This window comes from Methylosinus sp. DMC45 (assembly GCF_056313885.1).
In genome coordinates this window covers 94645-120286 of record NZ_JBQUZK010000019.1, presented here as the reverse complement: position 1 = coordinate 120286, position 25642 = coordinate 94645, and the positions used below count along the sequence as shown (strand labels likewise).

Genomic DNA, 25642 nt, shown 5'->3' with positions numbered 1-25642 from the left:
GCGAGAGGCGCGCGGCTCAGGCGAGCCGGGAGAGAGGCTGCGACTCGCCCGGCGCCGCGACCATCACCGCCGAGCCGTATAGCGAGCCCTGGAAGTAATCGACGCCCCAGCCTTGCAGCAGCTGGGCCGTCTCCTCGTCCTCCACCCATTCCGCGACGATCTTCAAGCCGAGATGCCGCGCGAGATCGGTGAGCGTGCGCACGAAGAAGCGATCATCCTGCGATTTGATGATGTTCTGGACGAAGACGCCGTCGATCTTGACGAAGTCAAAGTCGAGCAGGCGCAGATTGCGGAAAGATGTGTGTCCGGCGCCGAAATCATCCATGGCGAATTTTATGCCCTGGCGCTTGCAGTCGGTGATGAGCTGCCGCGTCTTGTCGAAATCGTCGATCAGCGTCGTCTCGGTGATCTCTATGGTGAGGCGATCGGCGACGCCCGCATAGACGCGCGTGGCGTTGGCGAGCCACTCCGGCCATTCGGGATCATGCAGCGTGGCGACGGAGGCGTTGACCGAGATGCGCAGCGACGGATCGGCGCGTAGCTGCGCGAGCGCCAGCTCCAGAACGCGCTGATCCAGAAGGCGCACCAGGCCCGACTTCTCGGCGATGGGCAGAATGTCGCCGGGCACGACGATGGAGCCGTCGGCGAGCCGCACGCGCAAAAGCGCCTCGTAAAAGGCCGTTTGGCCGGTCTGCGCTTGCACGATGGGCTGAAAGGCCAGCTCGACGCGGCGCTCGTTGAGGGCGGAAACGACGCTGTCGGAAATCTGCAGCGCATGCAGCCGCCCATTGTCGCGGGCCAGCGAGGTGGCGTAGCAGACGAGCCTCTGCGCATTGCGCTGACGCGCCGCATCCAGCGCCTCCTCGGCGTGCTGGAACAGCACGGCCGGCGATCTTCCGTCGCGCGGCGCGACGACGGCGCCGATGCGCGCCGACACGGAGATGGAGCCGATCTCGGTCGTGAAAGGCGTTTGGGCGATCACCTCGATGAGCCGCTGGCCCGTCGATTTGGCCTGCTCGACGTCGCAATTCTCCAGCAGCACGGCGAATTTATTGCCGGCGTAGCGCGCGACGAGATCATTGACGCGCACATTGCTTCGCAGCCGCGAGGCGAGGCCGACGATGATCTCGTCGCCGGCGTCATAGCCATAGGTGCGATTGAGCGCGAAGAGATTCTCCAGCGCGACGAGCAGAACGGCGAAAGGCTTGCGCGTCTTCTCGGGCTGTCCGAGCAGGCGCAGCGAATGTTCCGCCAGAAGCGCGCGGCTCATCGCGCCGGTGAGCGCGTCGAATTGCGCGCTGCGGGTCATCCGGCGCTCCATCTCGTGGCGCTCGGTGATGACGCGCACGACGCCATGGGCGCGGCACGGGCGGCCGTCGCGGCCGGCGAACCATTTGCCGCAATCCTCGATCCACACCAGCGGGCCGCCGCCGGTTTCGCGCGGCGGCGCCAGCGCATAGATGGCGTTGAAGAGCACGCCATTGCCGTCGTCGCTGCCGGTGGCGGTGACGATGGCGTCGAAGCGCGAGGTCGCGCTCTGCGCGCCGAGCCGCTCGCCATAGGCGCGTCCGCTCGAGAGATCGACATCGGCGAAGCCCGGCAGCACCTCGGCGAGATTGTCGCCCCAGCCGAGCCGATCGGTCACAATGTCCCACTCATAGGCGAGCATGCCGATCGAGGCGAAAATGTCGAGCGCATCCGGCCCCGCTGGCTGGCCCGGCTCCGTCGTCGGAATCGGCGCTGCTGTCGGGGAGGAGACCGGCTCCTGCAATCCCGTGGAAACCGCCTTATCGGCGAGATGGCGCAATTGCATCGGTTGGGCCTGATCGAACGAATACGGATGCGGCGAAGTATTGGGGGCCAAAAGTAAACGGGTCGTTTAGCGCTCCGCCGCCGCGCCGCGGGCGTGCGACGGGCGGCGAAGGCCCGCGCGCCCGTATCGCCCGTTTTCGATCATTCATGGTCCGAAATCGGGGCGATTCGGCCTATTCCGCGCTGTCTTCGCGCAGTGGAGAAAAATCCGCGGAGGCCAGCTCGAAGCGGGAGAACTCGAAGCCCGGCGCGACCGTGCAGCCGACCAGCGTCCAGGCGCCGAGGCTGCGCGCGCTCTGCCAATGATCCGCCGGCACGACGATCTGCGGCTGCTCGCCCTCGCTCACGCGCGCGCCGAGAATTTGCCGCGCGCTCGTCGCGCCATTCGCGGAAATGTCGAGGGCGAGCGGCGCGCCGGCGTAATAATGCCAGATCTCGGCGGCGTCGACGCGATGCCAGGCGGAGACCTCGCCTGCGCCGAGCAGATAATAGATCGCCGTGGAGGCGGCGCGGCCGTCCGCGACCGCACGGGAATCGCGAAAGGTCTCGCGATAGAAGCCGCCTTCGGGGTGCGGCGCGAGAGAGAGCAGCCGCGCGACGTCGGCGGCCGAAAGGCTCGTGTCCATCGTCATCGGAAGACATTCTTCCTTTCGCGGATCTGCGTGAAGACCTGGACCGAATCGGCTGTCTCCATGCCGATCGCGCGCCGCAGATCCGGGTCCTCGGCGCGCAGGAAGGGATTTGTGGCGAGCTCGAGAGCGATGGTCGTCGGCAGCGTGGGCTCGCCGGCGGCGCGCAGCGCGTCGACCTCGCGGGCGCGCTCGGCGAGCAGGAGATTGTCGGGATCGACGCTGCGCGCGAATCGCGCATTGGCCTGCGTATATTCATGGCCGCAATAGACGCGCGTCTCCGGCGGCAATTCGGCGATCTTCTCCAGCGAGGCGTGCATGACGTCCATCGGCGTCTCGAAGACGCGGCCGCAGCCCAAGGAGAACAGCACGTCGCCGACGAAGAGAATCTCCTCCGCCTCGAAATGATAGAGAATATGTCCGGTCGTATGGCCCGGCGCCTCTATCACCCGCGCCGTCGCCGCGCCGACCGTCACCAAATCTCCCTCGCCGACCTCGAGATCGAGGCCGGGGATGCGGGCGCGATCCTTGCGCGGGCCGACGGCGCGCGCCTTTGGAAACAGCGCCTTCAGCCCCGCGACGCCCTGAATATGGTCGGCGTGGTGATGGGTGATGAGAATGTCGGTGAGCGTCCAGCCGCGCCGCGACAATTCCGCCGCTATGGCGCGCGCGTCGGGCGCATCGATGGAGGCGACGGCGCCCGTCGGCTCGTCCCGCAGCAGCAGGCCGAAATTATCGGCGAGGCAAATGAATTGAACGACCTCGACGCTCATTGCGCTGCTCCTGTCGAAACGCATAGGATCGGCGGGGCGACGCGGCCGCGACCGTTTCTCGCGCTTGCGTCGCGCCTTGGATAAATGCGAAATAGCAGATATGTCGCTCGACGTCGTCGACTTGCGGAATTTTTACGCCTCGCCGCTCGGACAGGTGGCGTTGCGCCTCCTCGGGCGCATGGCGCGGACCCGCTGGGAGGATCACTCCGGGCTGCGCGTGCTCGGCGTCGGCTACGCCACGCCCTATCTCGTCGATTTTCAGGAGCGGGCGCAGCGCGTGCTCGCCTTCATGCCGGCCGCCCAGGGCGTCGTCCATTGGCCCAATGGCGGACGCTCGGCCTCGGCGCTGGTCGAGACGACGATGATGCCGCTGCCGGACGCCAGCATCGACCGCGTTCTCGTCGTCCATGCGCTCGAGGTCGGCGAATCGCCGCGCGACATATTGGAAGAGATTTGGCGCATTCTCGCGCCGGGCGGCCGGGTGATCGTCGTCGTGCCCAGCCGCTCGGGCCTGTGGGCGCGGGTGGACACGACGCCCTTCGGCCATGGCCATCCCTATTCGCGCGGCCAGCTGCAGAGCCTTTTGCAGGAGACGCTGCTGCTGCCGGTCTTCTGGGGCGAGGCGCTCTATGTGCCGCCCTTCGCCCGCGCCTCGCTGCTGCGCTCGGCTCCCGCCTTCGAGCGAATCGCCGGGCGCTTCTCGCTGCCCGGCGGCGGGGTTCATATCGTGGAGGCGACCAAGCAGCTCTATCGCCCCGCCGGCCTGCGCCGCGCCGTGCGCCGCGCTCTGCCGCCGCTGGACGAGGTGCTGGCCCCGGTGGGCGCCGGCGCCGGACGCGACGCCCCGGCGCTCTGAGAAAGGCTCAGCGCGGGGCGCCGCCGCCGCGACGGCCGAACTCGACCGGCAGGCCGAAGCTCCTGGCCAGAAACAGGCCGCCATGCAGCAGCCCGGCGTTGTCTATGCCATGGTCGAGCCCGGCGGACAGATGCCATTGCGTCGGAACCTCCGCCTTGGCCAGCGCATTGGCCGAGAGCAGCAGCGCATCGGCCGGGATCATCGAATCCTCCTCGCCATGGACGAGCAGCACCGCCGGCGGCTTGGCTCCGAATTGCGGGGGGATATCCGGCGGCTCGCCGCCCGCCACCAGCACGCCCGAATAGCCGAGAATGGCGGCCGGCGCCCGGCGCAGCCGCAGGCCCACATGTAGCGCCAGCATCGTCCCCTGGCTGAAGCCGACCAGAGCGAGCTTGCTCTCGTCCAGCTCGTTCTTGGCCAGCTCCTCGGCGAGGAAGCTCTCCAGCAGCGGCCGCGTCGCAACCACGCCGCGCCAGCGCTCGCCAGGATCGCGCATGGTCAGCGGAAACCATTGCCGCCCATTGGGCGAGAGCGCGCAACGCTCCGGCGCATGGGGGGAGACGAAGGCGGCGTCCGGCAGGAAGGACCGCCATTGCCGGCCGATCTCGATGAGGTCATTGCCGTCCGCGCCATAGCCGTGGAGGAAGACGACGAGCTGCTTGGCCTTGCCGGCCTTGGGCTGAATTCGGGGGCCGTCGATCTGGGACGCCATGTCTGATCTCGCAATTCGTAAGAGGATGCGGGCCGAATCGGCCCTATCCGCCGTTCAACACGGCTGCGACGCCGGCGATCAGCATCGCCAGGCCGAGCCATTCCCGCGCTCCGGTCCTCTGCGCGAACATGCGGCGCGTGACCATTTGCGCGAACAGGACCTCGATCAGCGCCAGCGTGCGCACCCGCGGCGCGGTCTCGAGAGCGAAAGCCAGGAACCAGAACAGCGTCGCAAAGGCGCCGAGCAGTCCCGCCGAAAGCGATTCTCGCCATTGGGCGACGATGGCGAAAAGGCCCCCGCGGTCGAAGACGCCCAGATAGAGCAAGATCAGCGCCGTTTGCAAGACGAGCCCGAGAACCAGCTCGGTCGCGGCCGCGACCATGATGGAGGGGCCGCCGAGCGCCAGCACGCCCTCGCGATAGAGAACCGTCGAGCCGCCGAACAGCGCCGCCGAGGCGAGTCCGTAGAGAATCGGCCGCCAGGTCGCGCCGCGCAACGCCGCCGCTGGATCTGGCAGCGACAGAGCGAGCACGCCCAATGTCGCGCCGAGCGCGCCGAGCGCGAGCGATGGCGTCGCCGTCTCGCCGAGAAACAGCATTCCGAAGACGACGATCTGCGCCGCTTCCGTCTTCAGCAGCGCCGTCACAATGACGAAGGAGCGCTCCTGCATCGAGACGAGCATCAACGCCGTCGCCGCGATCTGCAGCGCGGCAGCCGCTGCGATGACGAGCACAGCATGCGCTCGCGGCGCCGGCGGCGGAACATCGGCGATGGCGCAGGCGCCGGCGAGAATGAGAAAGGCGAAAGGACAGCCGAAGAGAAAGCGCACGAAGGTTGCGCATGCGGCGCCGAGCTTGTCGGTGAGATCGCGCTGCAGAGCGTTGCGCAAAGTCTGTCCGCCAGCGGCGGTGAGAGTGAATGCGGCCCAGGCCCAGGCGGGAGCGGCGGAGATCATTTGCGGCGGAGCTTTCGTTACGTCGCTCGTCTTCTAGCGCGAACCGCTCCGAAATATCCACGCTGAAAAACGAAAAGCCCGGCCATGAGGCCGGGCTGTCGCGATCTCGAAGACAGAAGATCGGATCAGTATCTGGCGACGACCGGAACCGGCGGCGCCGAGATGAAGTGATAGTTGATGCCGACGCGCGCGATATGGCCGTCGAATTTCACGCGCGTGACGCCCTGGTTGATCGAGGCCAGCAGCGGCGAGGTGATGCCGAGGACCGTGACCGACGGGCCGGTCGCGGCAATCGGGCTGTTGAGGTAACGCGCCGTGCCGAGATCGTAGTAGAGATATTCAGCCTTGAAGCTCAGGTTCGGAGCGAACAGCCACTCGATGCCGCCGCCGACCGTCCAGCCGATGCGCGATTGATCGTAGCGCGAGAAACCGCCGATCGAGCCGTAGGGAACGCTGACCGAAAGGAGCGGAGGGAGAAGGGACAGCGTGTTGTTCAAATAGAAGGACTGATGCGTCGCCGCCTGCGTTCCGCCATAGGCGAGACCGCCGGTGGCGTAGATCAGGAAAGACGGTCCCCAGATGTAGCCCAAACGGCCGCGCACAGTGCCGAGCCAATCCGTGCGCGTCGTCACCGTGGTGGCGCCGGCGGCGGAGCGGTCCAGTCTGAGAATGCCAGGTCCGATGTTGAAGGCGTTCCACGACGAGCCGCTGACGAAGCTGCTGTCGCTACGGATGCCGGCTCCTTGCAAATCGGCTTCGAGACCGACCAGGAAGCTGTTGCCGAATTGATAATTGTAGCCGACCTGGCCGCCTCCGATGAATCCGTTGCGCTGCGTGTTGGCGGTCCCGCTCAAAGCGAGGCCGGCGCCGCCGGCGCGAGGATCGATCACGATCGGAGCGAGAAAGCCATTCGGTCCGAGCGAGTCGTAGATGTGGGCGGTCGTGACATCGATGTTGTTGCTCGCGCCGAACGAATAGCCGGCGTTCAGACCGACGTAGAATCCGGTCCACAGGGGCGGCGGCGGCAGCGGCGGCGGCAGCGGAGCCTTGACGGCGGGCAGGTCCGCGGCCAGCGCCGCTCCAGCGGATAGAGCCAGTGCAATCGCGGTGGCTGAGAATAACTTCTTCATCGAGGAATCCTTTTTCAACAAAGTTTGTCACCGCATGGGCCGCGCGCTGTCGCTGTCCGCTCGCCGTGGGTAATGCGGCTATTGAAATGCTAAGTCGCACGCCGAGATTCGGTCAACGACGGTGAGCCGCAACGACGTGACATTTCATCGATTTTCTGTGACTGTGACGCACATGCGACCTTAGCGAAAATAGCTACGTATTCATTTGTGTGGAGATGATCGAGGAATGCGCGCGCGCAGGATTTCATTTACGGAATCGCAACCGATCTTCCGCGCCGAGTCGATGACAGGAGAGAGATCATGAGCAGCGAACGCTATCACAAGATCCGCATCGGCGATCATCGTCTCCACGCAGAGACGCTGATGCTCGGCTATGGCTATGATCCGGCGCTCTCCGAAGGATCGGTGAAGCCTCCGGTGTTTCTCACATCGACATTCGCTTTCCGCACGGCGGAGGATGGACGCGATTATTTCGACCATATCGCCGGCCGCGGCGCGCGTGCGCGCAACGAGGCGCCGGGGCTCGTCTATTCGCGCTTCAATCATCCCAATCTCGAGATCCTCGAGGACCGACTCGCCGTGCATGAGAATGCGGAGGCGGGGCTCGTCTTCTCATCCGGCATGTCGGCGATCGTCACGACGATCCTCGCCTATGCGAAGCCGGGCGACGTGATTTTGCACAGCCGTCCGCTCTATGGCGGAACCGAGGTGCTAATCGGCCGCACGCTCGCGCCATTCGATATAAAAAGCGTCGGTTTTGCCGACGGGCTCGACGAGAGCGTCATGCGCGCCGCCGCCGAGCGCGCGATGGCGTTGGGCAATGTCGCCATGATCTTCGTCGAGACGCCGTCCAATCCGATGAACAGCCTCGTCGACATCGCCATTGTGGCGGGCATCGCGCAAGAGATCGGCGCGCGTCAGGGACGGCGTCCGATTCTGTGCTGCGACAACACATTGCTCGGCCCCGTGTTCCAATCGCCGCTCGAGCATGGCGCCGATCTCTCGCTCTATTCGCTGACCAAATATGTCGGCGGCCACAGCGATCTCATCGGCGGCGCCGTCATCGGCGCGCATGCGGCGCTCGCGCCGATCCGCGCCATGCGCAACGCCATAGGCACGCAGCTCGATCCGCACTCCTGCTGGATGCTGGCGCGCTCGCTGGAGACATTGTCGCTGCGCATGCGCGCCGCCGCCGGCAATGCGGCCATCGTCGCCGAATATCTCTCCGCGCATCCGAAGGTCGCGCGCGTGCATTATCCGCCGCTGCTGCCGCCGGATCATCCGGCGCGCGCGCTGATGCAGCGTCAATCGAGCTCCGCGGGCTCCACCTTCTCCTTCGATGTGGACGGCGGCGAAAGGGAAGCTTTCGCCTTTTTGAACAGGCTGCAGATTTTCAAATTGGCGGTGAGCCTCGGCGGCACGGAGTCGCTCGTTTGCCATCCGGCGACCACTGTTCATTCTGGATTGGCGGAGGAAGCGCGACGCGAGATCGGCATCACGCCGGCGCTGGTGCGCATGTCGATCGGCATAGAGCATCCAGACGATCTCGTCGCCGATATCGCTCAGGCGTTCTCCTGAGCGATCACATCGCCGCGCATGATTCGCGCCACGAAATCGTCGCAGCGTCGCCGCAGGCATTCGTCGGGGCATTCGGTGGCGTAATGCTCGCCGAGCGCGGCGAGACAAAATCGCGCGAGCGCGCGCTCGTCGCTTCGCGCGCCTGCGGGCGCGGCGCGCGCCGCCGCATCGAGCAGCGCGTCGATCCTGCCGCGCTCGCTTTCAATATCGCACATGGCCTTCTCCTTTCGCTTTCGCCGCGCCGATGATGGCGGCGTTTCTGGCGATATCGTGGAGCTGCGGCTGGAAAGCTTGCAGAGTAGGATTTTGGAAGTCTTGCAGCCTCCTCGGCCGAGACGGGGCTTGATCGCGACGCGGCGCCGGGCGACGATGGCCTCCAATTCCGGCCGCCCGCGCGCGGCCGACGAAACGGAGCTCGGCATGTTCATCGCGATGAATCGATTCAAGGTGGTCAAGGGGGAAGAAAAAGCGTTCGAGCAGATTTGGGCCTCGCGCCGCGCGCGCCTCGAGGAGATGGAGGGCTTCATTTCCTTCCATCTGCTGCGCGGGCCGGAGCGCGAGGATCACACGCTCTACGCCTCGCATACGATGTGGGAGACCAAGGCGAGCTTCCTCGCTTGGACGACGTCGCAGCAATTCCGCGATTCGCACAAGGACGCCGGCAAGAACAAGCCGCTCTATGTCGGCCATCCCGAGTTCGAGGGTTTCGACGCCGTGCTCGCGCAGACCAATGCGCGTGACGATGCGGCGGTGGAGGCGACGCCATGAGCGAGCGGCGGCCTCTCGTCTCATTGAGCGTGCTGAAATCGGCCATGGCGAGCGAGGGCTTCGAGCTCGCGCCCGCTGCGCGGCGGGAGGCGGGCGCGCGCCGCCGCATATGGGAGATCATCGGCGCATCTCATTGCTCGATCGTCGGCACATGCCTGACGATCGCGGAATTGCGAAAGATCGCGCGGCGCACCGGCTTTCTCGGCGATGAAGCGCGTTACAATGATTATCAGGTGCATGGCCTCTTCGTCGAGAAGATGCATGACGAGAATGTCGTCTCGCGCGCCGTGCAGAAGCATCTCGACACGCGCTATGAAGGGGCGATCCGCAAGGCCAAGGCGCTCGACGGCGAGGAGGCGCTGCTCGCCTATTGGGAGAGCGCGATCGACGCTGGCTTCGTTCCCGGCGCCTATTGGGCGCTGATCGGCCACCCGCGCCTCACGCCCGGCGTGGAGACTCGCATTTTCGGCGATATTCACATGATGTCGCATTTGAGCGGCGCCGCGCATCGCGGCGACGCCCGCGAGGCGGCCGAAGCGCGACGCGCGAAGGCCGAGATCGCGCGCCGGCTCGCCAGCGTCATCGCCGAGCGCAATGACGAGCTGGCCGTGCTGCGCGACGAGATCGTTCGGCTCGGCGCGCAGCTTCGCGAGGCGCGCACGCTCGCCAGCGAATGCGAGAGCCTGCGCCGCGAGGTCGACGCTTTGCGCGCGGCGGAGCGCGGCGACGAGACATTGCGCGAGCTCACGGCGCTCCGTCTCTCGCATGCCGAATTGCGCGAGGATCATGCGCGGCTCGAGCGCCGCCTCGAGCGGATGAAGGCGAAGGAGACGCGCGCCCCGGCTCCGATCGTTTCCGAGATCGCCGTTGCGGCGGCGCCCGTCGCCGACGAGCCGCGCGAGAGCGAGACGGATCTGTGCGGCCGTTGCCTGCTCTATGTCGGCGGCCGGCCGCGCACGGTATGCCGGCTGCAGCGTCTCGTCGAGCAACGCAATGGGTCGCTCATCCATCATGACGGCGGCGTGGAGGACAATCGCGCCATGCTGAGCGAGCTGGTGCGGCGCGCCGACGCAGTGTTCTTTCCCGTCGATTGCGTCAGCCATCGCGCTGTCGGCGCAGTGAAGAGCTTGTGCGAGAGCCATGGCATTCCCTATTGTCCATTGCGCAGCGCGAGCGCTTCGGCTTTCGAGAGAGCGATCGAGACGCTCGCCGCGCCGGCGGCGGAGGCGCAGCGATAGGGAGGGCGCGTGACGCATCCATCAGCGCATGCAGTGGCGCATGCAATGGCGCATTCTTGGGCTCCCGCGGTGAGCGAAGGGCGCATCGAGATCACGCGTCTCGATTTCGATCTCGCCGCGCCCTGGTCCGAGGCTGATTGGGACGCGCTGAGCGCGGAGGAGCGCGCGCGGGCGCTGCGCTTTCTGCGGCATGAGGATCGGCTGCGCATGATCTCGACGCGCGCGGCTCTGCGGCGTCTTCTCGGCGAGAAGCTGGGCGTCGATGCGTCGGCGCTGCGCTTCGACTCCGGGGCTTACGGCAAGCTCGGGCTCGCGGGCGCGGGCCTCTTCTTCAATGTCTCGCATTCCGGCGCATGCGCGCTCATCGCCGTCTCGCATCACTGGGAGGTCGGCGTCGACATAGAACGCGCGGATCGCAAGGTGGACGTCGCCGGTCTCTCCTCCATCGCATTGATGCGAGAGGAGCGCGAAGGGATCGACGCCGCTGGTTTTTTCGAACGTTGGGTGGCCAAGGAGGCGGCGCTGAAAGCGCTCGGCCTCGGCATAACGGAGAAGCTGCAGGCTTTCTCTGTGTGGCCCGGGCAGGGCGATCTCTACGAGCTGCGCCACGCCGAGGCGGATTGGGGCGATCTTCGCATCGCGCGTCTCGAGGCGCCGCCGGGCTATGCGGCGGCCCTGGCGTGGAAGACGCCCTAACGAAGCGCTTTCTCGAGCTCCGTCGCCTCGACGATCGGCAATGAGCAGGTCGCGCCGCGGCAGACATAGGCGGCCGCGTTTCCGTTGATCATTGTCTTGCCGGCGGCGGGATGCGCCGGCGGCAGCTCGGCGCCCGGCGCGACAATGGCGAGCGTGCGGCCGGGCAGGCTCACGCCGTGAACCACGCGCAGCAGCGCGGCCGTGTCTGGCGCGTCGCGCGCGCCGATGACGACGATCTGCAATCCGTCGCGCAAAGTCTCGGCGCCGTTCAGCAGCGTGGAATAGCCGAGCATTCCTCGCCGCACGGCGCTGGCGAAAGCCGCGAGCGTGGAGTCGGCGCGGGCGCGATAGCGCTCGTCGCCGGTGAGATGGTAGAGCTGAGCGAGAATTTGCGTCATCGTCCCATTGCCGGAGGGCAAGGGGGCGTCCTCGGCGATTTTCGAGCGGCGGATCAGCGCTTCGGCGTCGTCGGCGGTGAAGAAATAGCCGCCGGCGCCGGCGTCGCGATAATGCGCCTCGACGATCTCGATCCAATCGCGTCCGCGCTCGAGGAAGCGCGCTTCGCCGGTCGCCTCATGGAGCGCCAGAGCTGCGCGCGTGAGATCGGCGTAATCGTCCAGCACGGCCATATGTTTCGCGCGGCCGGCGCCATAGGAGTGCAGCAGCCTTCCGTCGGCGCTGATCATTTTCGCGGCGATGAAATCGAAGGCCGCCGTCGCCGCCGCGAGCCAGTCGCGCCGACCGAAGACCTGCGCGGCGCTGGCTATGGCGGCGATCATCAGCCCGTTCCAATCTGCGAGCGCCTTGTCGTCGCGGCCCGGACGCACGCGCGCCGCGCGCGCCGCCAATAGCTTCGCGCGGTCGAGAGCGAGAGCGGCTTCTTCTTCCGCCGACAGCAGCTCCATCGAGCGCAGGCGATTGGGAATGGATTTGCCTTCCCAATTGCCGCCGTCCTCTATGTCGTAGACGGCGCGAAAGGCCGCGGCGCGTGCGCCGAGAATGGCGTCGACCTCGGCCGCGGTCCAGACATAGAACTTGCCTTCCTCATGCTCGCTGTCGGCGTCGAGGCTGCTGGCGAAGACGCCTTCCGCGAGCCGCATCTCGCGCAGCGCCCAGTCGATCGTCTCCTCTATGCGCGCGGCGTAGAGCGGCGTCTTCTCGTCTTGCCAGACGAGCGTCAGCAGGTCGATGAGCTGGGCGTTGTCATAGAGCATTTTCTCGAAATGCGGGACGAGCCAGCGCTCATCGGTCGAATAGCGCGCGAAGCCGCCGGCGAGATGATCGTAAATGCCGCCCTGGCAAATATGATCGAGCGTCGTCAGCACGGCCTCGCGATAAGAGGCGCGGCCCGTGCGTTTCCATGCGCGCCAGAGAAATTCGAGGCTCGCCGCCTGCGGGAATTTCGGCGCGCCGCCGACGCCGCCATTGGCGCGGTCGATATAGCCATCCAGCTTTTCGGCGATGGTCTCGACGAGATCGGGCGAGATCGGATCCGCCGGCGCGGTCTCGGCGAGGCGGCTCAGCCCCTCGCCGATCGCCGCCACATTGCGCGTGACCACTGCGGGCTTCTCGCGCCAGAGCTCGGAAATGGCCTTCAGAATATCGGCGAAGCCGGGCATTCCATAGCGCGGCTCCGGCGGGAAATAGGTGCCGCCCCAAAAGGGCTCGCCGTCCGGCGTCAGAAACATGGTCAAAGGCCAGCCGCCGCGCCTTCCGGTGAGCTGCAGCGCCTGCTGATAGAGATGGTCTATGTCCGGCCTCTCCTCGCGATCGACCTTCACATTGACGAAATTCTCGTTCATCAGCGCGGCGATCGCCTCGCTCTCGAAGCTCTCGGCCGCCATCACATGGCACCAATGGCAGGCGGCGTAGCCGCTGGAGAGCAGAATGGGCTTGCCCTGCGCCTTGGCGAGCGCCAGCGTCTCGGCCGACCACGCGCGCCAATGGACGGGATTGTCCTTGTGCTGGAGGAGATAGGGGCTCGTCTCCTCCCCGAGGCGGTTGCGGTCTTGCGTCACTTGCGGTCTCTCCATCGGAGGCGGCTCGGCCATAGCACGCCGGGCGCCAGCGGGCGAAAGGCGCAAAAGCGACAAAATCCCGGCACGTCCTTTGCGTCGCTTTGCAGCAAAAGGCCAGACGGCTCAGGAGCTGAAATATGCTGGACGTTGTGATTGTCGGGGGCGGGGCCTGCGGCTTGGCGCTGGCGCGCGGTCTCGCTGGGGCAGGGGTGAGCTTCGCGCTCTATGAAGCGCGTCCGCGGCTCGGCGGGCGCGTATTGTCGGTCGAGGACAAAGCCTCGGGAATGCGCGTCGATTTGGGTCCGACCTGGTTCTGGCCGGACACGCAGCCGACCATCACCGCTCTGGTGAAGGAGCTCGGCCTCACGGATTTTCCGCAATATGATCCGGGCACGGCGCTGCTGCTCGCCTTCGGCGACAAAAAGCCCGAGACGCGCATGACGCCCAATCTCCATTCCGGCGCGCGTCGGCTGGAGGGCGGCATGGCCTCGCTGATCGAGGCGCTGACGGCGGCGGTTCCGGCCGACGCGATTCATCTCTCCTCCGTGCTGCGCGCCATCGCCGACCGCGGCGATCATGTCGAGCTGACCTTCGAGTTGGACGGTAAGACCGAGACCGTGACCGCCAAGCGCGCCGTTCTCGCTTTGCCGCCGCGGCTGCTGGCCGAGCATCTCGCCTTCCAGCCGGAGCTCGATGCGCTGAGCCGCAACGCCATGCGCAGCGCGCCGACCTGGATGGCGGCGCAGGCCAAGGCCCTGGTCGGCTTCTCCGGCGCGCCCGCATGGCGCACGGACGGGCATTCCGGCAACGCTTTCGCCACCCATGAGCAGGCCGTTCTGGGCGAGATTTTCGACGCCTGCGACGCCTCCGGCGAGCGCGCGGCGATCGGCGGCTTCTTCGCGCTCTCCGCGGAGCTGCGGGAGGCGTTCAGCGGCGGCATGTCCATGCTGATCGAAAGTCAGTTCGTCCAATTGTTCGGCAGGGCGGTCGAGGACGGCGAGCAGCATGTGCAGGATTGGACGCACGAGCCCTTCACCTGCGCGACGATCGATCTCACCCCGCCGTCCGAGCATCCCGACTATGGCGATCCGCTGCTGCGGCAGGCCTTTTGGGACGGTAAGCTCTATCTCGGCGGCACGGAGACCGCGCGCGAGGGCGGCGGCTATCTCGAGGGCGCGCTGGTCGCGGCCGAGCGTATAAGGCTGCGCCTTCTCGATCAGAAGGAGACGTCGACGATGATTTCGGGCGAAGGCGCCTCCGGCGAGGCGCTCAATGAAGCCAGCATGGCGCGTTTCCGCGAATGGGTGAACGCCAAGCGCGCGCCCACTTTCGCCAGCTATCGCCAGCGGCTGAATTTCGGCCTCTCCAACGGCCAGAAAGAGCAGATCACCCAGCGCGCCATGCTCGGCGCGATGGAGGCTGTGCTGAAGGAGGCGATCGCCGTGCTCGAGGGCCTGCCCTTCGACCATTCCGTCGTCGCCGTCGACAAGGGCCGTTCCGACCTGACGCCGCTGGCGCAAAAGGCCTTCGACGGCTTCATTCAGGAGCTGCTCGACGGCGTCATCGACTTTAATCGCACCTCCTGCGCGCTCTCCAATTTCCCGGAGGAGCACAAGCCGTCCAAGGATTATCTCCAGGTCACGCTGCTCGACATTGCGGCGGCGTGGAAGGAGTTCTCGCTGGACGCCAATCAGGTGCTGCTCGACAAGCGCGTCGTCGATCAGCAGGCGACGCGCAGCCTCTGATAGCCGAGAAAAGCGCCCCAATTGTCGTAGACGCCCGCATTCACGAGACAGCCATTGCGGGCGTAGACGTAAGGATAGGGTGCCGGATAGCGATAATAATACGAATAGGGCGTGGCCGTGAGGACGCCCGGCGTCAGCGCCGGAACCGCGCCCGGCACTGGCCCGGTAAGATCGGGAACGAAAAAACCATCGGCCTGCGCGAAAGCGGAGGCCGATGGCGCGATGAGAAGCGCGGCGACGAGGCCGCGCGCCGCGAAGCGTCGAAGAGTCACGAGAAAATCTCCATTCGAAAAAGCGAGTCGAGAAAAAGCGCAGAGCGAATCGACGATCTGAAATTTCTAACGCATAGCGGCGAAGCCTGTCGATCCTGGAGGGAGCCGCAGGGCGATGCGCCTCAGCCGCGCGGACGCGGCTGCTGCTCGCCCTGCCATTGCTGCGACTGCTCGTCCCAATAGGGGCGCGCGTGATAATGCTCGTGAACGCGCTTCTCCCAGTCGCGGTCGGTCCAGCTGTCGTCGCTGAACTCGGGAGCATTCTGCAGCTGCTGCTCGATGATGTCGGCGACATAGCCCTCGCGCTCATTGTCATAGGAGAGCGAGTTCCACGGCAGCGGATAATGGCTGTGGCCGAGGCCGAGAAAGCCGCCGAAGCTCATGACGGCGTAGCGCACGCGGCCAGAAACCTTGTCGATCATCAGATGATCGATTTCTCCGAGCTGATTGCCGAGCCGATCGAAGACAGTCGTGCCTTCGACGTCTTCGCTGGAGACGAGATTGAGGTCGGGATTGGCGCTCGCCATCGGCAGTTCCTCCTGTGGCCGCGATCGTCCCGAAGCAACGCGGCGGCTCTGGAATGGTTCCGCCGCCCTCAGCCCTTGGCCGTGAGCGGATGCTCGCGCACATCTGGATCGAAGACCAGCGACACTTGGACGTCGCCGATAGTGCGCAGCACATGCAGCGATATGGCCGAGCGGGCGTCCTGCTTCAGCGCCAGATCGACGCGCGCCTCGCCGAGCGACAGATCGCGTATCACGATCTCGCCGGCCGAGAGCGGCACAGAGGGATTCACCAGGCGAATCTGTCGCGCCTTATGGTCGAACTCGAGGCCGAGCATGGTTTGGATGAGCAGGAAAGGCGCGCTCGCCGCCCAGGCCTGCGGCGAGCAGGCGGCGGGATAGAGCGTGGGGCCGCGCCCGCGGCGCCGGCGAAAGCCGCAATAGAGCTCTGGAATGCGGCGCGCCTCCATATAGCTCGCGGCGCGGATCAGCGAGTCGAATATCGCCGCGACGCCCTCCTTGAAGCCATAGCGGCCGAGCCCATGCGCGATCAGCGCATTGTCATGCGGCCATATGGAGCCGTTGTGATAGGACATGGGATTGTAGCGGCTCTCGCCGCGCGCCACTGTGCGCAAGCCCCAACCGGAAAAGAATTTGGAGTCGAGCAGCCCATCGGCGACGCTCTGCGCGCGCTCCGGCCGCGCTATGCCTGCGTAGAGCGCATGTCCCGCATTGCTCGTGCGCACCTTGCACTGCTTTTTGTCGCCGTCCAGCGCCAGCGCATAGGTGCCGATCTCCTCGCACCAGAAGGCCTCCTCGAAACGCGCGCGCAGTGTCTCGGCGGCGCGCGCCAGCTCCTCGGCGCGCGCATGCAGGCCGAGCTCGCGCGCGCAATGGGCGGCGAGGCGCCGCGCCGCATAGACATAGGCCTGCGCCTCGACCAGCGCGATCGGGCCATCCGCGAGACGTCCATCGGCGTGGAAGACGGAATCATGCGAATCCTTCCAGCCCTGATTGCGCAATCCCTTCTCCGTATGTCGCGCATATTCGACGAAGCCGTCGCCGTCCGGGTCGCCCGGCCCGTCGATCCAGGCGAGCGCGCGCTCTATCGCCGGCCACAGCTCGCGCACCAGCGCATAATCCCCCGTGCGACGCGCGTAATAGCCGGCGAGAACGACGAAGAGCGGCGTCGAATCCACCGAGCCGTAATAGAGGCCGAAGGGAACTTCGCCGAGCGCCGCCATCTCGCCGTCGCGCATCTCGTGCAGAATCTTGCCGGGCTCGCTGTCCGCGCGCGCGTCGAAATCCTCCGCCTGATGCGCGGCGAGACGCTTCAGCACGCCAATGGCGATGCTGGGATCGAACCACAGCATCTGCAACGCCGTGATGATGCCGTCACGTCCGAATGTGGTCGAATACCAGGGAATGCCCGCGTAAGGATAGCAGCCTTCCGCCGTCTTGGTGAGCAGCATGCGCACATCGGCGGTCGAGCGCCAGAGGATTTGATTGAGCGTCGGATCGGATGTCTCCACATGCGCGCTCTGGCCGGCGGCGGCCTTCAATTCGCGATGCAGGCCGGTCAATCCGTTGAAGAAGGATTGCGTCGATTTCGGCAGGCGTCCGCGGCTCGCGGCGGTGAGGAAGATCGTCTGCGCCTGGCGCGGCGCGAGGCGCAGCGAATAGGTGGCGACGCTGTCGACGAGCAGCGAAGGATCGGGCTCGAAGGACAGCGCCGTCTCGCGCAGCGCGCCGTCGAGGCCGCGATAATAGAGCGCGACCGCGCCGGCAGCCAGAAGCTGCGTCCAGGCGCGCCCGCGCTGCGCGCGCTTGACGCCGCGCACCTCGAAAATATCGGCGAAATCATTGCCGAAGCCGATCGACAGATCGAGCCGAACCTCCTCGGCGCTCTGATTGGAGATCTCGAGCCGCTCGCGCAGCGAGCCGTCCTTGAGATAGAGCGTGCGCGAGACATAGACCGAGTCTTTCAGCAGCGCGATCTTCTCGTCGCGGAAAATGTCTGGATTGGTGAGATCGACATAGAAGCTCAGATTGTCGTCGCGTATGGCGGAGTCGAGCAGCAAGGGTTGCGCGCCTTCGATCAGGAGCTCGAGATGCGAGAGATAGCGCGTGTCGTGATCGAAGAGCCCGTCCGGCCCGCCCGCCGTCGCGCCTATGTCGCCATGGCTGTCGAAGACCGCGAATGTGTCGTCGTGCTTGAGCGTGCGGCGCGGCCGCGAAGGCGGCCCGGTCGCCGGAATGTAGAATTGCAGCTCATGCGCCTGCGGCGCGTCGGCGCCGGCGTCCGGCGGCGCGCCGGACTCTCGCGGCTCGCGCGCCGCCTCGCTTTCGCTAGCGCGGGGGATATGTATCGTCCGGTTCGATTTGCTCGACATTCCTGCTGAAATAGGTCGGCGGCAGCACAATGGGATGCGCGCGCAGCTCGGCCGGCGCCGGCGCGCGCAGCAGGCGGCGATAGATGGCGACATATTCCGCCGCCATTCGCGCCGCGGAAAAACGTTCCTCGAAGCGTCGCCGGATCTGCGCGCGGTCGAGCGCGAGCAGGCGCGGAAGACGCGCGATCGCCTCCGCGACATTCTCCACCAGCACGCCGGTGACGCCATCCTCTACGATCTCCGGCGCCGCGCCGCGACGAAAGGCCAGCACCGGCGCGCCGCAGGCCATCGCCTCGATCATGACGAGGCCGAAAGGCTCCGGCCATTCGATGGGAAACAGCAGCGCGCGCGCCTCGCCGAGAAAGCGGCTCTTGCGGCGATCGTCGATCTCGCCGACGAACTCGATTCCCGGAAGCGACAGCAGCGGCTCGATGCGCTCGTGAAAATAGGCCTTGTCCGGCAGATCGACCTTGGCCGCGATCTTCAGCGGCAGGCCGACGGCGCGCGCTATGGCGATGGCGTGATCGAGACCTTTTTCGGGCGAGGCGCGGCCGAGAAAGGCGAGATAATCGCCCGCAGGATGCAGCGTCGGCGCGAGCAGATCGAGCGGCAGGGCGTTCTTCACCGTGCCGACGAAGCTGGCGTGCGGAACCGGCGCGCGCTGCGAGTCGGAGATGGAGACGAGCGGCATTTCGGGAAAGCCGGCGTAGAAGCGATCGAGATCGGGAAGGTCCTGGCGCCCGTGCAGCGTCGTCAGCGTATGCGCCGCAATGTCGCGAAACAGCGGGAAATGCAGCTGATCGATATGAAAATGCAATATGTCGAATTGCGAGGCCATGCGCCGCACGCGATCGAGCATCAGCAGATGGCTCGGCGTCGGATCGCCCGCGCGCTTCTGGCGCAAAGGCAGATCGCTGCAGCAGACATGTCGCGCGGAAGTGACGGAGCCGCCGCTGGCAAAAAGCGTGACGTCATGGCCCTGCGCGACCAGCTCCTCGGTGAGAAAGGAAACGATGCGCTCCGTTCCGCCATAGAGACGCGGCGGCACGCTTTCGATCAATGGCGCGATCTGCGCGATTTTGAGAGGCGGCGGACGCGTCCATTCGATCGGCGCGCGCCACTGCTGGTGCAGCGTGCTCATTTGGCTAGACAACGCTTCGCGCGGCTCTTGGTTCCGCGGCGTGCAATCAGCGCCAGAATGTCTCGAGCTTCTTCAAGGATTTCTCGGTCTTCTTCCAATCCGTCGCGGCGCCCTCGCGCGCATGCGCGCACCAGCCGACGGCGAAGGCGCTCGCCGGCGCGATATCGGGGTCGGATGCGCCGAGATCGCGCAGCAGCTCCACCGCGACCGCGAGATCGTTGATGGCGCCGAGCTCGTCCTGCAGCGCGGCCGTGCGCCGCAGATAGCGGCGCGATTTCGCATACGCGTCGAAAAGGGATTCGAAAAACTCTGCGGCGTAGCGCGCCTTCTTGAAGGCGATGCGCGCATGGTGCCGCTGCTCCGGCGTCAGCGCGGCGAGGTCGCGGCTTTTCTTCAGCGCGCGGCGATGCAGCCGATCGAGCGAGCGTATGGCGAATTGCTTCGCCGAGCCGGGTGCGCTCGCATCGAGCCTCGCGCGTCCATCTTCGCCGAGCTGCGCGCGCCAATTTCTGGCGGCGAGGGCGGCGCGCAGATCGACGACGAATTGCGTCGTCCGCGGCGCGGCGATGAGCGCGGCGACGGCGGCGTGCGCTTCTATGCGTCGCCGCTCGACCGCATCGAGCAGCGCATAGAAGCTCGGCTCGCCATTGGCCTGGGCGAGCGGACCAGCGACCAGCATATCGACGAGCACGTCGAGATTGCGCGCCGCGCCGAGCGTCGCCGCTATCTCCTTCGCGCGCGCGGCGGCGGTCTCCAGCGCCTCGCTCGCGACTCTGCGGCGCAGCATGCCGACGCCGGCGCGCAGGCGTCGCAGCGAGACGCGCATCTGGTGAATGGCTTCCTCCGGCGCCTGATATTGCAGCGCCGGCCAATTGGCGACGAATTGATCGAGGCAGGCGGAGAGCGCCGCGACGATCGCTTCGTCCAGCGAAGCCCCCTCGGCGAGCATCGGCCGGCGCGCCTTCGCCGGCGCGACGCCTTCGCCGGTCGCGCGCGCCAGCGCCAGCTCGGCCTCGCTCATCGGCAGAAAGCGCGCTCTCACGCGCGGCGCGAGCTCGGCGGCGACGTTCCAGAATTCTTCCTCGGCGCCCTCGATGAGCTGCAGCTCGATCTCATGGAAATTGACGCGGCGTCCGCCGCATTCGACGAAGCCGTCGTCGAAGCAGACGGCGATGCGCGTCTGCGCGCGCTCGACCAGGCGCTCGCGCCGCTCCGTCTCGGCGACGCTGCGGGCCTCCAGCGGACGATCGGCGATGGAGCGGCGCAGCGGCTCGGAGAAGCCGAGCATCTTGCCGACATCGAGCGTCGGCACGCGCAGCTCTATCGAGCCGCGCGCCCCCGGCGCCGAAGGACGCTCCCAGCTCAGCTCGACGAAAGCGGCGCCATGCATCTCATAGCCGCGCAGCTGAATATTCTGCTTGCGTAGATCATCGACGGCGGTGTCGAAAATGATCGAGCGAATGCGCCGCGTCGGCCGCGAGACGGCGCCGATGGTGAGGCTCTCGCTGCGCGCTGCGGCGGTCATGCCGGCGCGATCGGTTCCAAAACGGATGCGCGGACCTTCGCCGCTGCGCCGGCTCCGCAAGGCGCGCCGGGTCGCCTCCTGGGCGGCCGCGCTCGACGCGAGTTGGCGATCCATATGAAACCGTGCGGCTTTCGGGCTCGATAGCGGAGAGTTTCGGCTCTCGCGACGGGCCGGTCAAGGGGAGGGACAGGGATTAGATGTGGCGCGGCAGGCGTTTTCGCTATTCATGCTTACCGTGGCAAAAGCGCCGCGCGCCCCGCGGAGGGACTTAACCGGCGGCCCGAAAGTCAGTATATGCCACGGGCGGAGAATAGAGGGCGCATGGCGAATCTCGCGGATTTGTTTCGGGACGGCGCGGCCAACGCCTGGCTGTTCGCGCCGACGGCGGTCGCGCTCGGCGCGCTGCACGGCCTCGAGCCCGGCCATTCCAAGACGATGATGGCGGCCTTCATCGTCGCGGTGCGCGGCACGGTCGGTCAGGCGATTCTGCTCGGCCTCTCGGCGACGCTCTCGCATACGGCGATCGTGTGGATCGTCGCGCTCACCGGGCTCTATCTCGGCGCGCATTGGAACGCGGAGGCCAATGAGCCCTATCTGCAGATCGCCTCCGGCGCGCTGATCCTCTCCGTCGCCGCCTGGATGACATGGCGCATCTGGCGCGACCGTCCGCGCGCGCATGCTCACGATCATTCGCATGACCACGCGCATGGACACGACCACGATCACGATCATTCGCATCGCCACGCGCATGACCATGCCGCCGCGGACAGCGCTTCGCTGATTCTCGACGAGGAGACGATGGATGCGCATGAGCGCGCCCATGCGGAGGACATAAAGCGACGCTTCGCCTCCCGCCATGTGACGACGGGGCAGATCATCGTGTTCGGCCTCACCGGCGGGCTCATCCCATGCCCGGCCTCGATCACCGTGCTCCTGCTCTGTCTTCAGCTCGGGCAGATGGCGCTGGGCGCCGCTCTGGTGCTGTGCTTCAGCATCGGCCTCGCGATCACAATGGTCGCCGTCGGCGTCGCCGCGGCGCTCGGCGTGCGTCATGCGTCGGACCGTTGGTCCGGCTTCGATGCGATCGCCGCCAAGGCGCCCTATCTCTCCGGCGCGCTGATCTCCATCGTCGGGCTCTACACGCTCTATTCTGGCTTTGCAGCGCTCGGCTGAGCGCGCTCAGCCGCCGAAGGGGAATTTCTGCACGCCGGCGGTGATCGGCGCGTCGAGGAAGAAATCCAATATCGCCGGCTGGCTCGGATCGACCGCATAGGGCGAGAAATCCGTCACGCCTTCCTCGGCGAGCACATTCACATCGATGAAGAAATTGCCGGTGCAGGCGCGCGCCTCGCGCGTCAATATCGCATGGGCGGCGTCGGCGACGATCTGCGGCTTGCGCGCGCGCCGCAGCACGGCCTCGCCGCCGAGCAGATTGCCGACGGCGGCGGTGGCGATCGCCGTCTCCGGCCATAGCGAGTTCACCGCGACCTTGCCCGAAAGATCGCGCGCGAGACCGAGAGTGACGAGGCTCATGCCATATTTCGCCATTGTGTAGGCGAGATTGGGCGCGAACCAGCGCGGGCTCATATCGAGCGGCGGCGACAGGGTGAGAATGTGCGGATTGGCGGATTTTTTGAGATAGGGCAAAGCGAGCTTGGCGCAGAGAAAGGTCCCGCGCGCATTGATCTGATGCATCAGATCGAAGCGCTTCATCTCGATCGCCTCGACGCCGCGCAGATCGATCGCGCTGGCGTTATTGACGAGAATATCGACGCCGCCGAAGATCGCCGCCGTCTTGTCGAAGGCCTCCTGCACCTGCGCGTCGAAGCGAATGTCGCAGGGCAGGGCGAGCGCCCGCCCGCCCGCTTTCTCGATCGCCGCGGCGGCGGTGTAGATCGTCCCCGGCAGCTTGGGATGCTCGGCGACGCTTTTGGCGATGATCGCCACATTGGCGCCGTCGCGCGCCGCGCGCTCCGCTATCGCGAGGCCGATGCCGCGGCTCGCGCCGGTGACGAGAAGAGTCTTGCCTGCGAGCGATCCCGCCATGGGCGCGCGCTCAGGCCGCGACCCGCGCCGGATAGCCGGCGTCGGTGATGATCTTGGCGAGACCTTCCGGGTCCTTGGGCGAGGGGGAGACTTCCACCTTGCCGGTGGCGAGGTCGATCTTCACCTGCGCCTGCGGCTCCGCCTTCTGCACCGCCTCGGTCACATGCTTCACGCATTTGCCGCAAGACATTTCCTGAACGTCGAATGTCGTCGTCATATCGTTTTCCTCCTCATTGACTTGCAGCAGCGAGCCTGAAGGCTCGCTGTCTGACGCCGCTATGGACCGCGAGCCTTCAGGCTCGCTCTCTTCCACGCTCATGGGCGTTTCGAAACTCGTCGCGCTCGCCTCCACCGGCGGCTGGAAGCGCCGCAGCCGCAGCGCATTGGTCAGCACGAAGACGCTCGAGAACGCCATGGCGCCCGCGCCGAGCATGGGCGAGAGCAGCGTTCCATTGAAGGGATAGAGCGCGCCCGCCGCGACGGGAATCAGAATCACATTATAGGCGAAGGCCCAAAAGAGATTCTGCGCGATATTGCGCATGGTCGCGCGCGAGAGCGCGAGCGCGGCCGGCACTTTCGACACATGGCCGGACATCAGCACGACATCGGCGGCCTCGATCGCAATGTCGGTTCCCGTGCCGATGGCGATTCCGACATCGGCGGCGGCCAGCGCCGGCGCGTCATTGACGCCATCGCCGACGAAGGCGATCCGTCGCCCTTCGCGCAGGCGCTGCAATGCGGCCACCTTGCCCTCCGGCAGCACGCCGGCGATCACCTCGTCCATGCCGAGCTTCGCCGCAATGGCGCGCGCCGTGCGCTCGTCGTCGCCGGTGATCATCACCGTGGCGACGCCTTGCGCATGCAGAGCGGCGACGGCGGCGACGCTCGTCTCCTCGAGCGCGTCGGCGACGCAGAGAATGGCCGCGAGCTTTCCATCGATCGCGACATAGAGCGGCGTCTTGCCTTCCGCCGAGAGCCGCGCCGCAGTCGTGTCGAAGGCGCTTATACCGAGGCCGAGCGCCGTCATGAAGCGGGCGGCGCCGACGGCGATCTTTCGCCCCTCCGCCGTCGCCTCGACGCCCATGCCGGGCGTCGCCGCAAAGTCTCGCGCCTCGACGAGGGAAAGCCCGCGCCCTTTCGCGGCGGCGACGAGCGCGCCGGCGATCGGATGTTCCGAGCGCGCCTCGACGCTGGCGGCGAGCCGCAGCGCGTCATCGGCGGCGACGCCTTGCGCGGCTTCGAGATCGGTGAGCTCGGGCTTGCCGCGCGTCAGCGTGCCGGTCTTGTCGAAGGCGATCAGCGTCACATCGCGCAGGCTCTGCAACGCCTCGCCCTTGCGGAACAAAATGCCGAGCTCGGCCGCGCGCCCCGTTCCGGTCATTATGGCGGCCGGCGTCGCCAGGCCCATGGCGCAGGGGCAGGCGATGATGAGCACGGCGACCGCGGCCACCAGAGCATAAGAGACGTCGCGCTGCGGGCCGAAGGCGAGCCAGACGATGAAGGTGACGAGCGCGATTGCGAGCACGGCGGGCACGAAGACGCCGGTGACGCGATCGACCAGAGCCTGTATCGGCAGCTTGGCGCCTTGCGCCTGCTCCACCATGCGAATGACGCCGGCGAGCACAGTATCCGCGCCGACGCGCGTCGCGCGGAAGGTGAAGGCGCCGGTCGTGTTCACCGTGGCGCCCGTCACTTCCGAGCCTTTGCGCTTGCCGACGGGCGCCGGCTCGCCGGTAATCATCGATTCGTCGACATGAGAGGCGCCGTCGACGACGATTCCATCCGTCGCTATGCGCTCGCCCGGCCGCACGGCGACGAGATCGCCGACGACGACATCGTCGATCGGCAGCTCGGTCTGCTCGGCGCCGCGCAGCACGCGCGCGGTCTTGGGCTGCAGCGCGGCGAGCGCGCGGATCGCCTCCGATGTGCGGCCCTTGGCGCGCGCCTCCAGCGTGCGGCCGAAGAGGATCAGCGTGATGATGACGACGGCGGATTCGTAATAGACATTGGCGGCGCCATGCGGCAGCAGGCTCGGCGCGAAAGTGGCGACGACCGAATAGAGATAGGCGCTCATCGTGCCGATGGCGACGAGCGAGTTCATATCTGGGTGGCCGCGCCAGAGCGAGGGCAGGCCCTTCTCGAAGAAGGCGCGGCCCGGCCCGGCGAGCACGAGAGTCGCGAGAATGAAGGAGAGATAGCGAATGGTCTGATGGCCGATGGCGGCCATGAGCCAATCGCCGAGTCCCGGAATCGTATGCGCGCCCATCTCGAGGAAGACGACCGGCGCGCTGAGCGCCGCCGCGACGATGAGCCGCTTGCGCAGTGACGCGGCCTCCTGCTCGCGCGCGGTCCTCTCGCGATCGGCGGCTTTGGCGCCGGTCTCGAGCTCGCGCGGCTCATATCCGGCTTCCGTCACGGCGCGGCGCAGCGCCTTGGCCAGCGCCTGGGCCATGTCGCCGCCGCCGAGCGCGCGCACCCGCGCCCGCTCCGTCGCGAGATTGACCTCGGCGGCGATCACCCCCGGCACGGCGCGCAGCGCTTTTTCGACATGGGCGACGCAGGAGGCGCAGGTCATGCCGCCGACGCCGAACTCGATCGTCTCGATCGCGGGCTCATAGCCGGCCTCGTCCACGGCGCGGGCGAGCTGCGCGAGGTCGGCGCCCGGCGTGAGCGTGACGTCGGCGCGCTCTGTCGCGAGGTTGACGGAGGCCGAGAGCACGCCCGGCGCGCCGCGCAGCGCCTTCTCGACATGAGAAACGCAGGAGGCGCAGGTCATTCCGCGCACGCCGAACATGAGATGCGCGTCGGCGGGCGAGTCTGCGCGAGTCGAGGCGTCGGCCATCAGATTCAGC

General features: G+C 66.7%; 22 protein-coding genes. 7 read left to right on the top strand and 15 right to left on the bottom strand.

The genetic code is table 11. The annotated features are described in order from the left end of the window. Positions 1 to 16: 16 nt before the first annotated feature. From ACT53T_RS05155 to gloB, 3 genes are all read right to left on the bottom strand, one after another. Entirely contained in the window at positions 17 to 1813 is a 1797-nt protein-coding gene (locus ACT53T_RS05155; protein WP_476160401.1) for a putative bifunctional diguanylate cyclase/phosphodiesterase, read from the bottom strand. A 172-nt stretch (positions 1814 to 1985) separates the two neighbouring features. Next, entirely contained in the window at positions 1986 to 2438 is a 453-nt protein-coding gene (locus ACT53T_RS05150) for a cupin domain-containing protein (RefSeq protein WP_476160533.1), read from the bottom strand. Positions 2439 to 2440: 2 nt separating this feature from the next. Beyond that, positions 2441 to 3214, bottom strand: a complete 774-nt coding sequence (gene gloB / locus ACT53T_RS05145; protein ID WP_476160400.1) for a hydroxyacylglutathione hydrolase — start codon at positions 3212 to 3214, stop codon at positions 2441 to 2443. 100 nt (positions 3215 to 3314) lie between these two features. On the opposite strand from gloB, the gene ACT53T_RS05140 reads away from it, so the two are divergent. Beyond that, on the top strand, positions 3315 to 4070 hold the full coding sequence (locus tag ACT53T_RS05140; protein WP_018266168.1) for a class I SAM-dependent methyltransferase: 756 nt from the start codon (positions 3315 to 3317) through the stop codon (positions 4068 to 4070). 7 nt (positions 4071 to 4077) lie between these two features. On the opposite strand, the gene ACT53T_RS05135 is transcribed toward ACT53T_RS05140, so the two are convergent. The 3 genes from ACT53T_RS05135 to ACT53T_RS05125 all read right to left on the bottom strand — a co-directional run bounded on the left by ACT53T_RS05135 (position 4078) and on the right by ACT53T_RS05125 (position 6867). Next, positions 4078 to 4782, bottom strand: coding sequence for an alpha/beta hydrolase (locus tag ACT53T_RS05135; protein WP_018266167.1), 705 nt, complete (start codon positions 4780 to 4782; stop codon positions 4078 to 4080). 43 nt (positions 4783 to 4825) lie between these two features. After that, positions 4826 to 5737 carry an EamA family transporter gene (locus ACT53T_RS05130; protein WP_476160399.1) on the bottom strand — a complete coding sequence of 304 codons (912 nt, stop codon included), beginning with the start codon at positions 5735 to 5737 and terminating at the stop codon, positions 4826 to 4828. Positions 5738 to 5862: 125 nt separating this feature from the next. Continuing rightward, positions 5863 to 6867: an outer membrane protein gene (locus ACT53T_RS05125; RefSeq protein WP_476160398.1), complete on the bottom strand. Its 1005-nt coding sequence runs from the start codon at positions 6865 to 6867 to the stop codon at positions 5863 to 5865. Positions 6868 to 7167: 300 nt separating this feature from the next. On the opposite strand from ACT53T_RS05125, the gene ACT53T_RS05120 reads away from it, so the two are divergent. Then, positions 7168 to 8445 carry a cystathionine gamma-synthase family protein gene (locus tag ACT53T_RS05120; RefSeq protein ID WP_476160397.1) on the top strand — a complete coding sequence of 426 codons (1278 nt, stop codon included), beginning with the start codon at positions 7168 to 7170 and terminating at the stop codon, positions 8443 to 8445. Here ACT53T_RS05120 and ACT53T_RS05115 read toward each other — a convergent pair. Then, positions 8430 to 8660, bottom strand: a complete 231-nt coding sequence (locus ACT53T_RS05115) for a hypothetical protein (protein ID WP_476160396.1) — start codon at positions 8658 to 8660, stop codon at positions 8430 to 8432. The genes ACT53T_RS05120 and ACT53T_RS05115 overlap by 16 nt on opposite strands. Before the next feature lie 205 nt (positions 8661 to 8865). Between ACT53T_RS05115 and hmuQ the strand changes: the two genes are divergently transcribed. From hmuQ to ACT53T_RS05100, 3 genes are read left to right on the top strand one after another with little or no spacing between them, the layout of a single operon-like run. Beyond that, complete coding sequence (gene hmuQ, locus ACT53T_RS05110) at positions 8866 to 9213, top strand: heme-degrading protein HmuQ (RefSeq protein ID WP_476160532.1); 348 nt, start codon at positions 8866 to 8868, stop codon at positions 9211 to 9213. Beyond that, a complete protein-coding gene (locus ACT53T_RS05105) occupies positions 9210 to 10451 on the top strand; it encodes a DUF2325 domain-containing protein (RefSeq protein ID WP_476160395.1) in 1242 nt (413 codons plus the stop codon). The genes hmuQ and ACT53T_RS05105 overlap by 4 nt, the downstream gene beginning before the upstream one ends. Positions 10452 to 10496: 45 nt before the next feature. Further along, complete coding sequence (locus ACT53T_RS05100) at positions 10497 to 11147, top strand: 4'-phosphopantetheinyl transferase family protein (RefSeq protein WP_476160394.1); 651 nt, start codon at positions 10497 to 10499, stop codon at positions 11145 to 11147. Here ACT53T_RS05100 and ACT53T_RS05095 read toward each other — a convergent pair. Further along, the gene (locus tag ACT53T_RS05095; protein ID WP_476160393.1) at positions 11144 to 13180 is read right to left on the bottom strand and encodes a thioredoxin domain-containing protein; all 2037 of its coding nucleotides are present in this window, start codon (positions 13178 to 13180) and stop codon (positions 11144 to 11146) included. The genes ACT53T_RS05100 and ACT53T_RS05095 overlap by 4 nt on opposite strands. Positions 13181 to 13302: 122 nt before the next feature. Between ACT53T_RS05095 and ACT53T_RS05090 the strand changes: the two genes are divergently transcribed. Next, complete coding sequence (locus ACT53T_RS05090; RefSeq protein WP_476160392.1) at positions 13303 to 14910, top strand: flavin monoamine oxidase family protein; 1608 nt, start codon at positions 13303 to 13305, stop codon at positions 14908 to 14910. On the opposite strand, the gene ACT53T_RS05085 is transcribed toward ACT53T_RS05090, so the two are convergent. From ACT53T_RS05085 to ACT53T_RS05065, 5 genes are all read right to left on the bottom strand, one after another. Next, complete coding sequence (locus tag ACT53T_RS05085; protein ID WP_476160391.1) at positions 14886 to 15182, bottom strand: hypothetical protein; 297 nt, start codon at positions 15180 to 15182, stop codon at positions 14886 to 14888. The genes ACT53T_RS05090 and ACT53T_RS05085 overlap by 25 nt on opposite strands. Positions 15183 to 15304: 122 nt before the next feature. Further along, positions 15305 to 15709: a PRC-barrel domain-containing protein gene (locus ACT53T_RS05080; RefSeq protein ID WP_400769005.1), complete on the bottom strand. Its 405-nt coding sequence runs from the start codon at positions 15707 to 15709 to the stop codon at positions 15305 to 15307. A 68-nt stretch (positions 15710 to 15777) separates the two neighbouring features. Beyond that, positions 15778 to 18078, bottom strand: coding sequence for an amylo-alpha-1,6-glucosidase (locus ACT53T_RS05075; protein WP_476160390.1), 2301 nt, complete (start codon positions 18076 to 18078; stop codon positions 15778 to 15780). Then, positions 18035 to 19219: a glycosyltransferase family 4 protein gene (locus tag ACT53T_RS05070; RefSeq protein ID WP_476160389.1), complete on the bottom strand. Its 1185-nt coding sequence runs from the start codon at positions 19217 to 19219 to the stop codon at positions 18035 to 18037. The genes ACT53T_RS05075 and ACT53T_RS05070 overlap by 44 nt, the downstream gene beginning before the upstream one ends. A 46-nt stretch (positions 19220 to 19265) precedes the next feature. Beyond that, on the bottom strand, positions 19266 to 20858 hold the full coding sequence (locus ACT53T_RS05065) for a CYTH and CHAD domain-containing protein (protein ID WP_476160388.1): 1593 nt from the start codon (positions 20856 to 20858) through the stop codon (positions 19266 to 19268). A 207-nt stretch (positions 20859 to 21065) separates the two neighbouring features. Between ACT53T_RS05065 and ACT53T_RS05060 the strand changes: the two genes are divergently transcribed. Then, positions 21066 to 21917, top strand: a complete 852-nt coding sequence (locus tag ACT53T_RS05060; RefSeq protein WP_476160387.1) for a nickel/cobalt efflux transporter — start codon at positions 21066 to 21068, stop codon at positions 21915 to 21917. 6 nt (positions 21918 to 21923) lie between these two features. Here the strand turns inward: ACT53T_RS05060 and ACT53T_RS05055 are convergent, their stop codons facing one another. Together ACT53T_RS05055 and ACT53T_RS05050 are read right to left on the bottom strand one after the other, a co-directional pair. Continuing rightward, positions 21924 to 22790: an SDR family oxidoreductase gene (locus tag ACT53T_RS05055; protein ID WP_476160386.1), complete on the bottom strand. Its 867-nt coding sequence runs from the start codon at positions 22788 to 22790 to the stop codon at positions 21924 to 21926. A 10-nt stretch (positions 22791 to 22800) separates the two neighbouring features. Next, the gene (locus ACT53T_RS05050; RefSeq protein ID WP_476160385.1) at positions 22801 to 25632 is read right to left on the bottom strand and encodes a heavy metal translocating P-type ATPase; all 2832 of its coding nucleotides are present in this window, start codon (positions 25630 to 25632) and stop codon (positions 22801 to 22803) included. Positions 25633 to 25642: the final 10 nt, after the last annotated feature.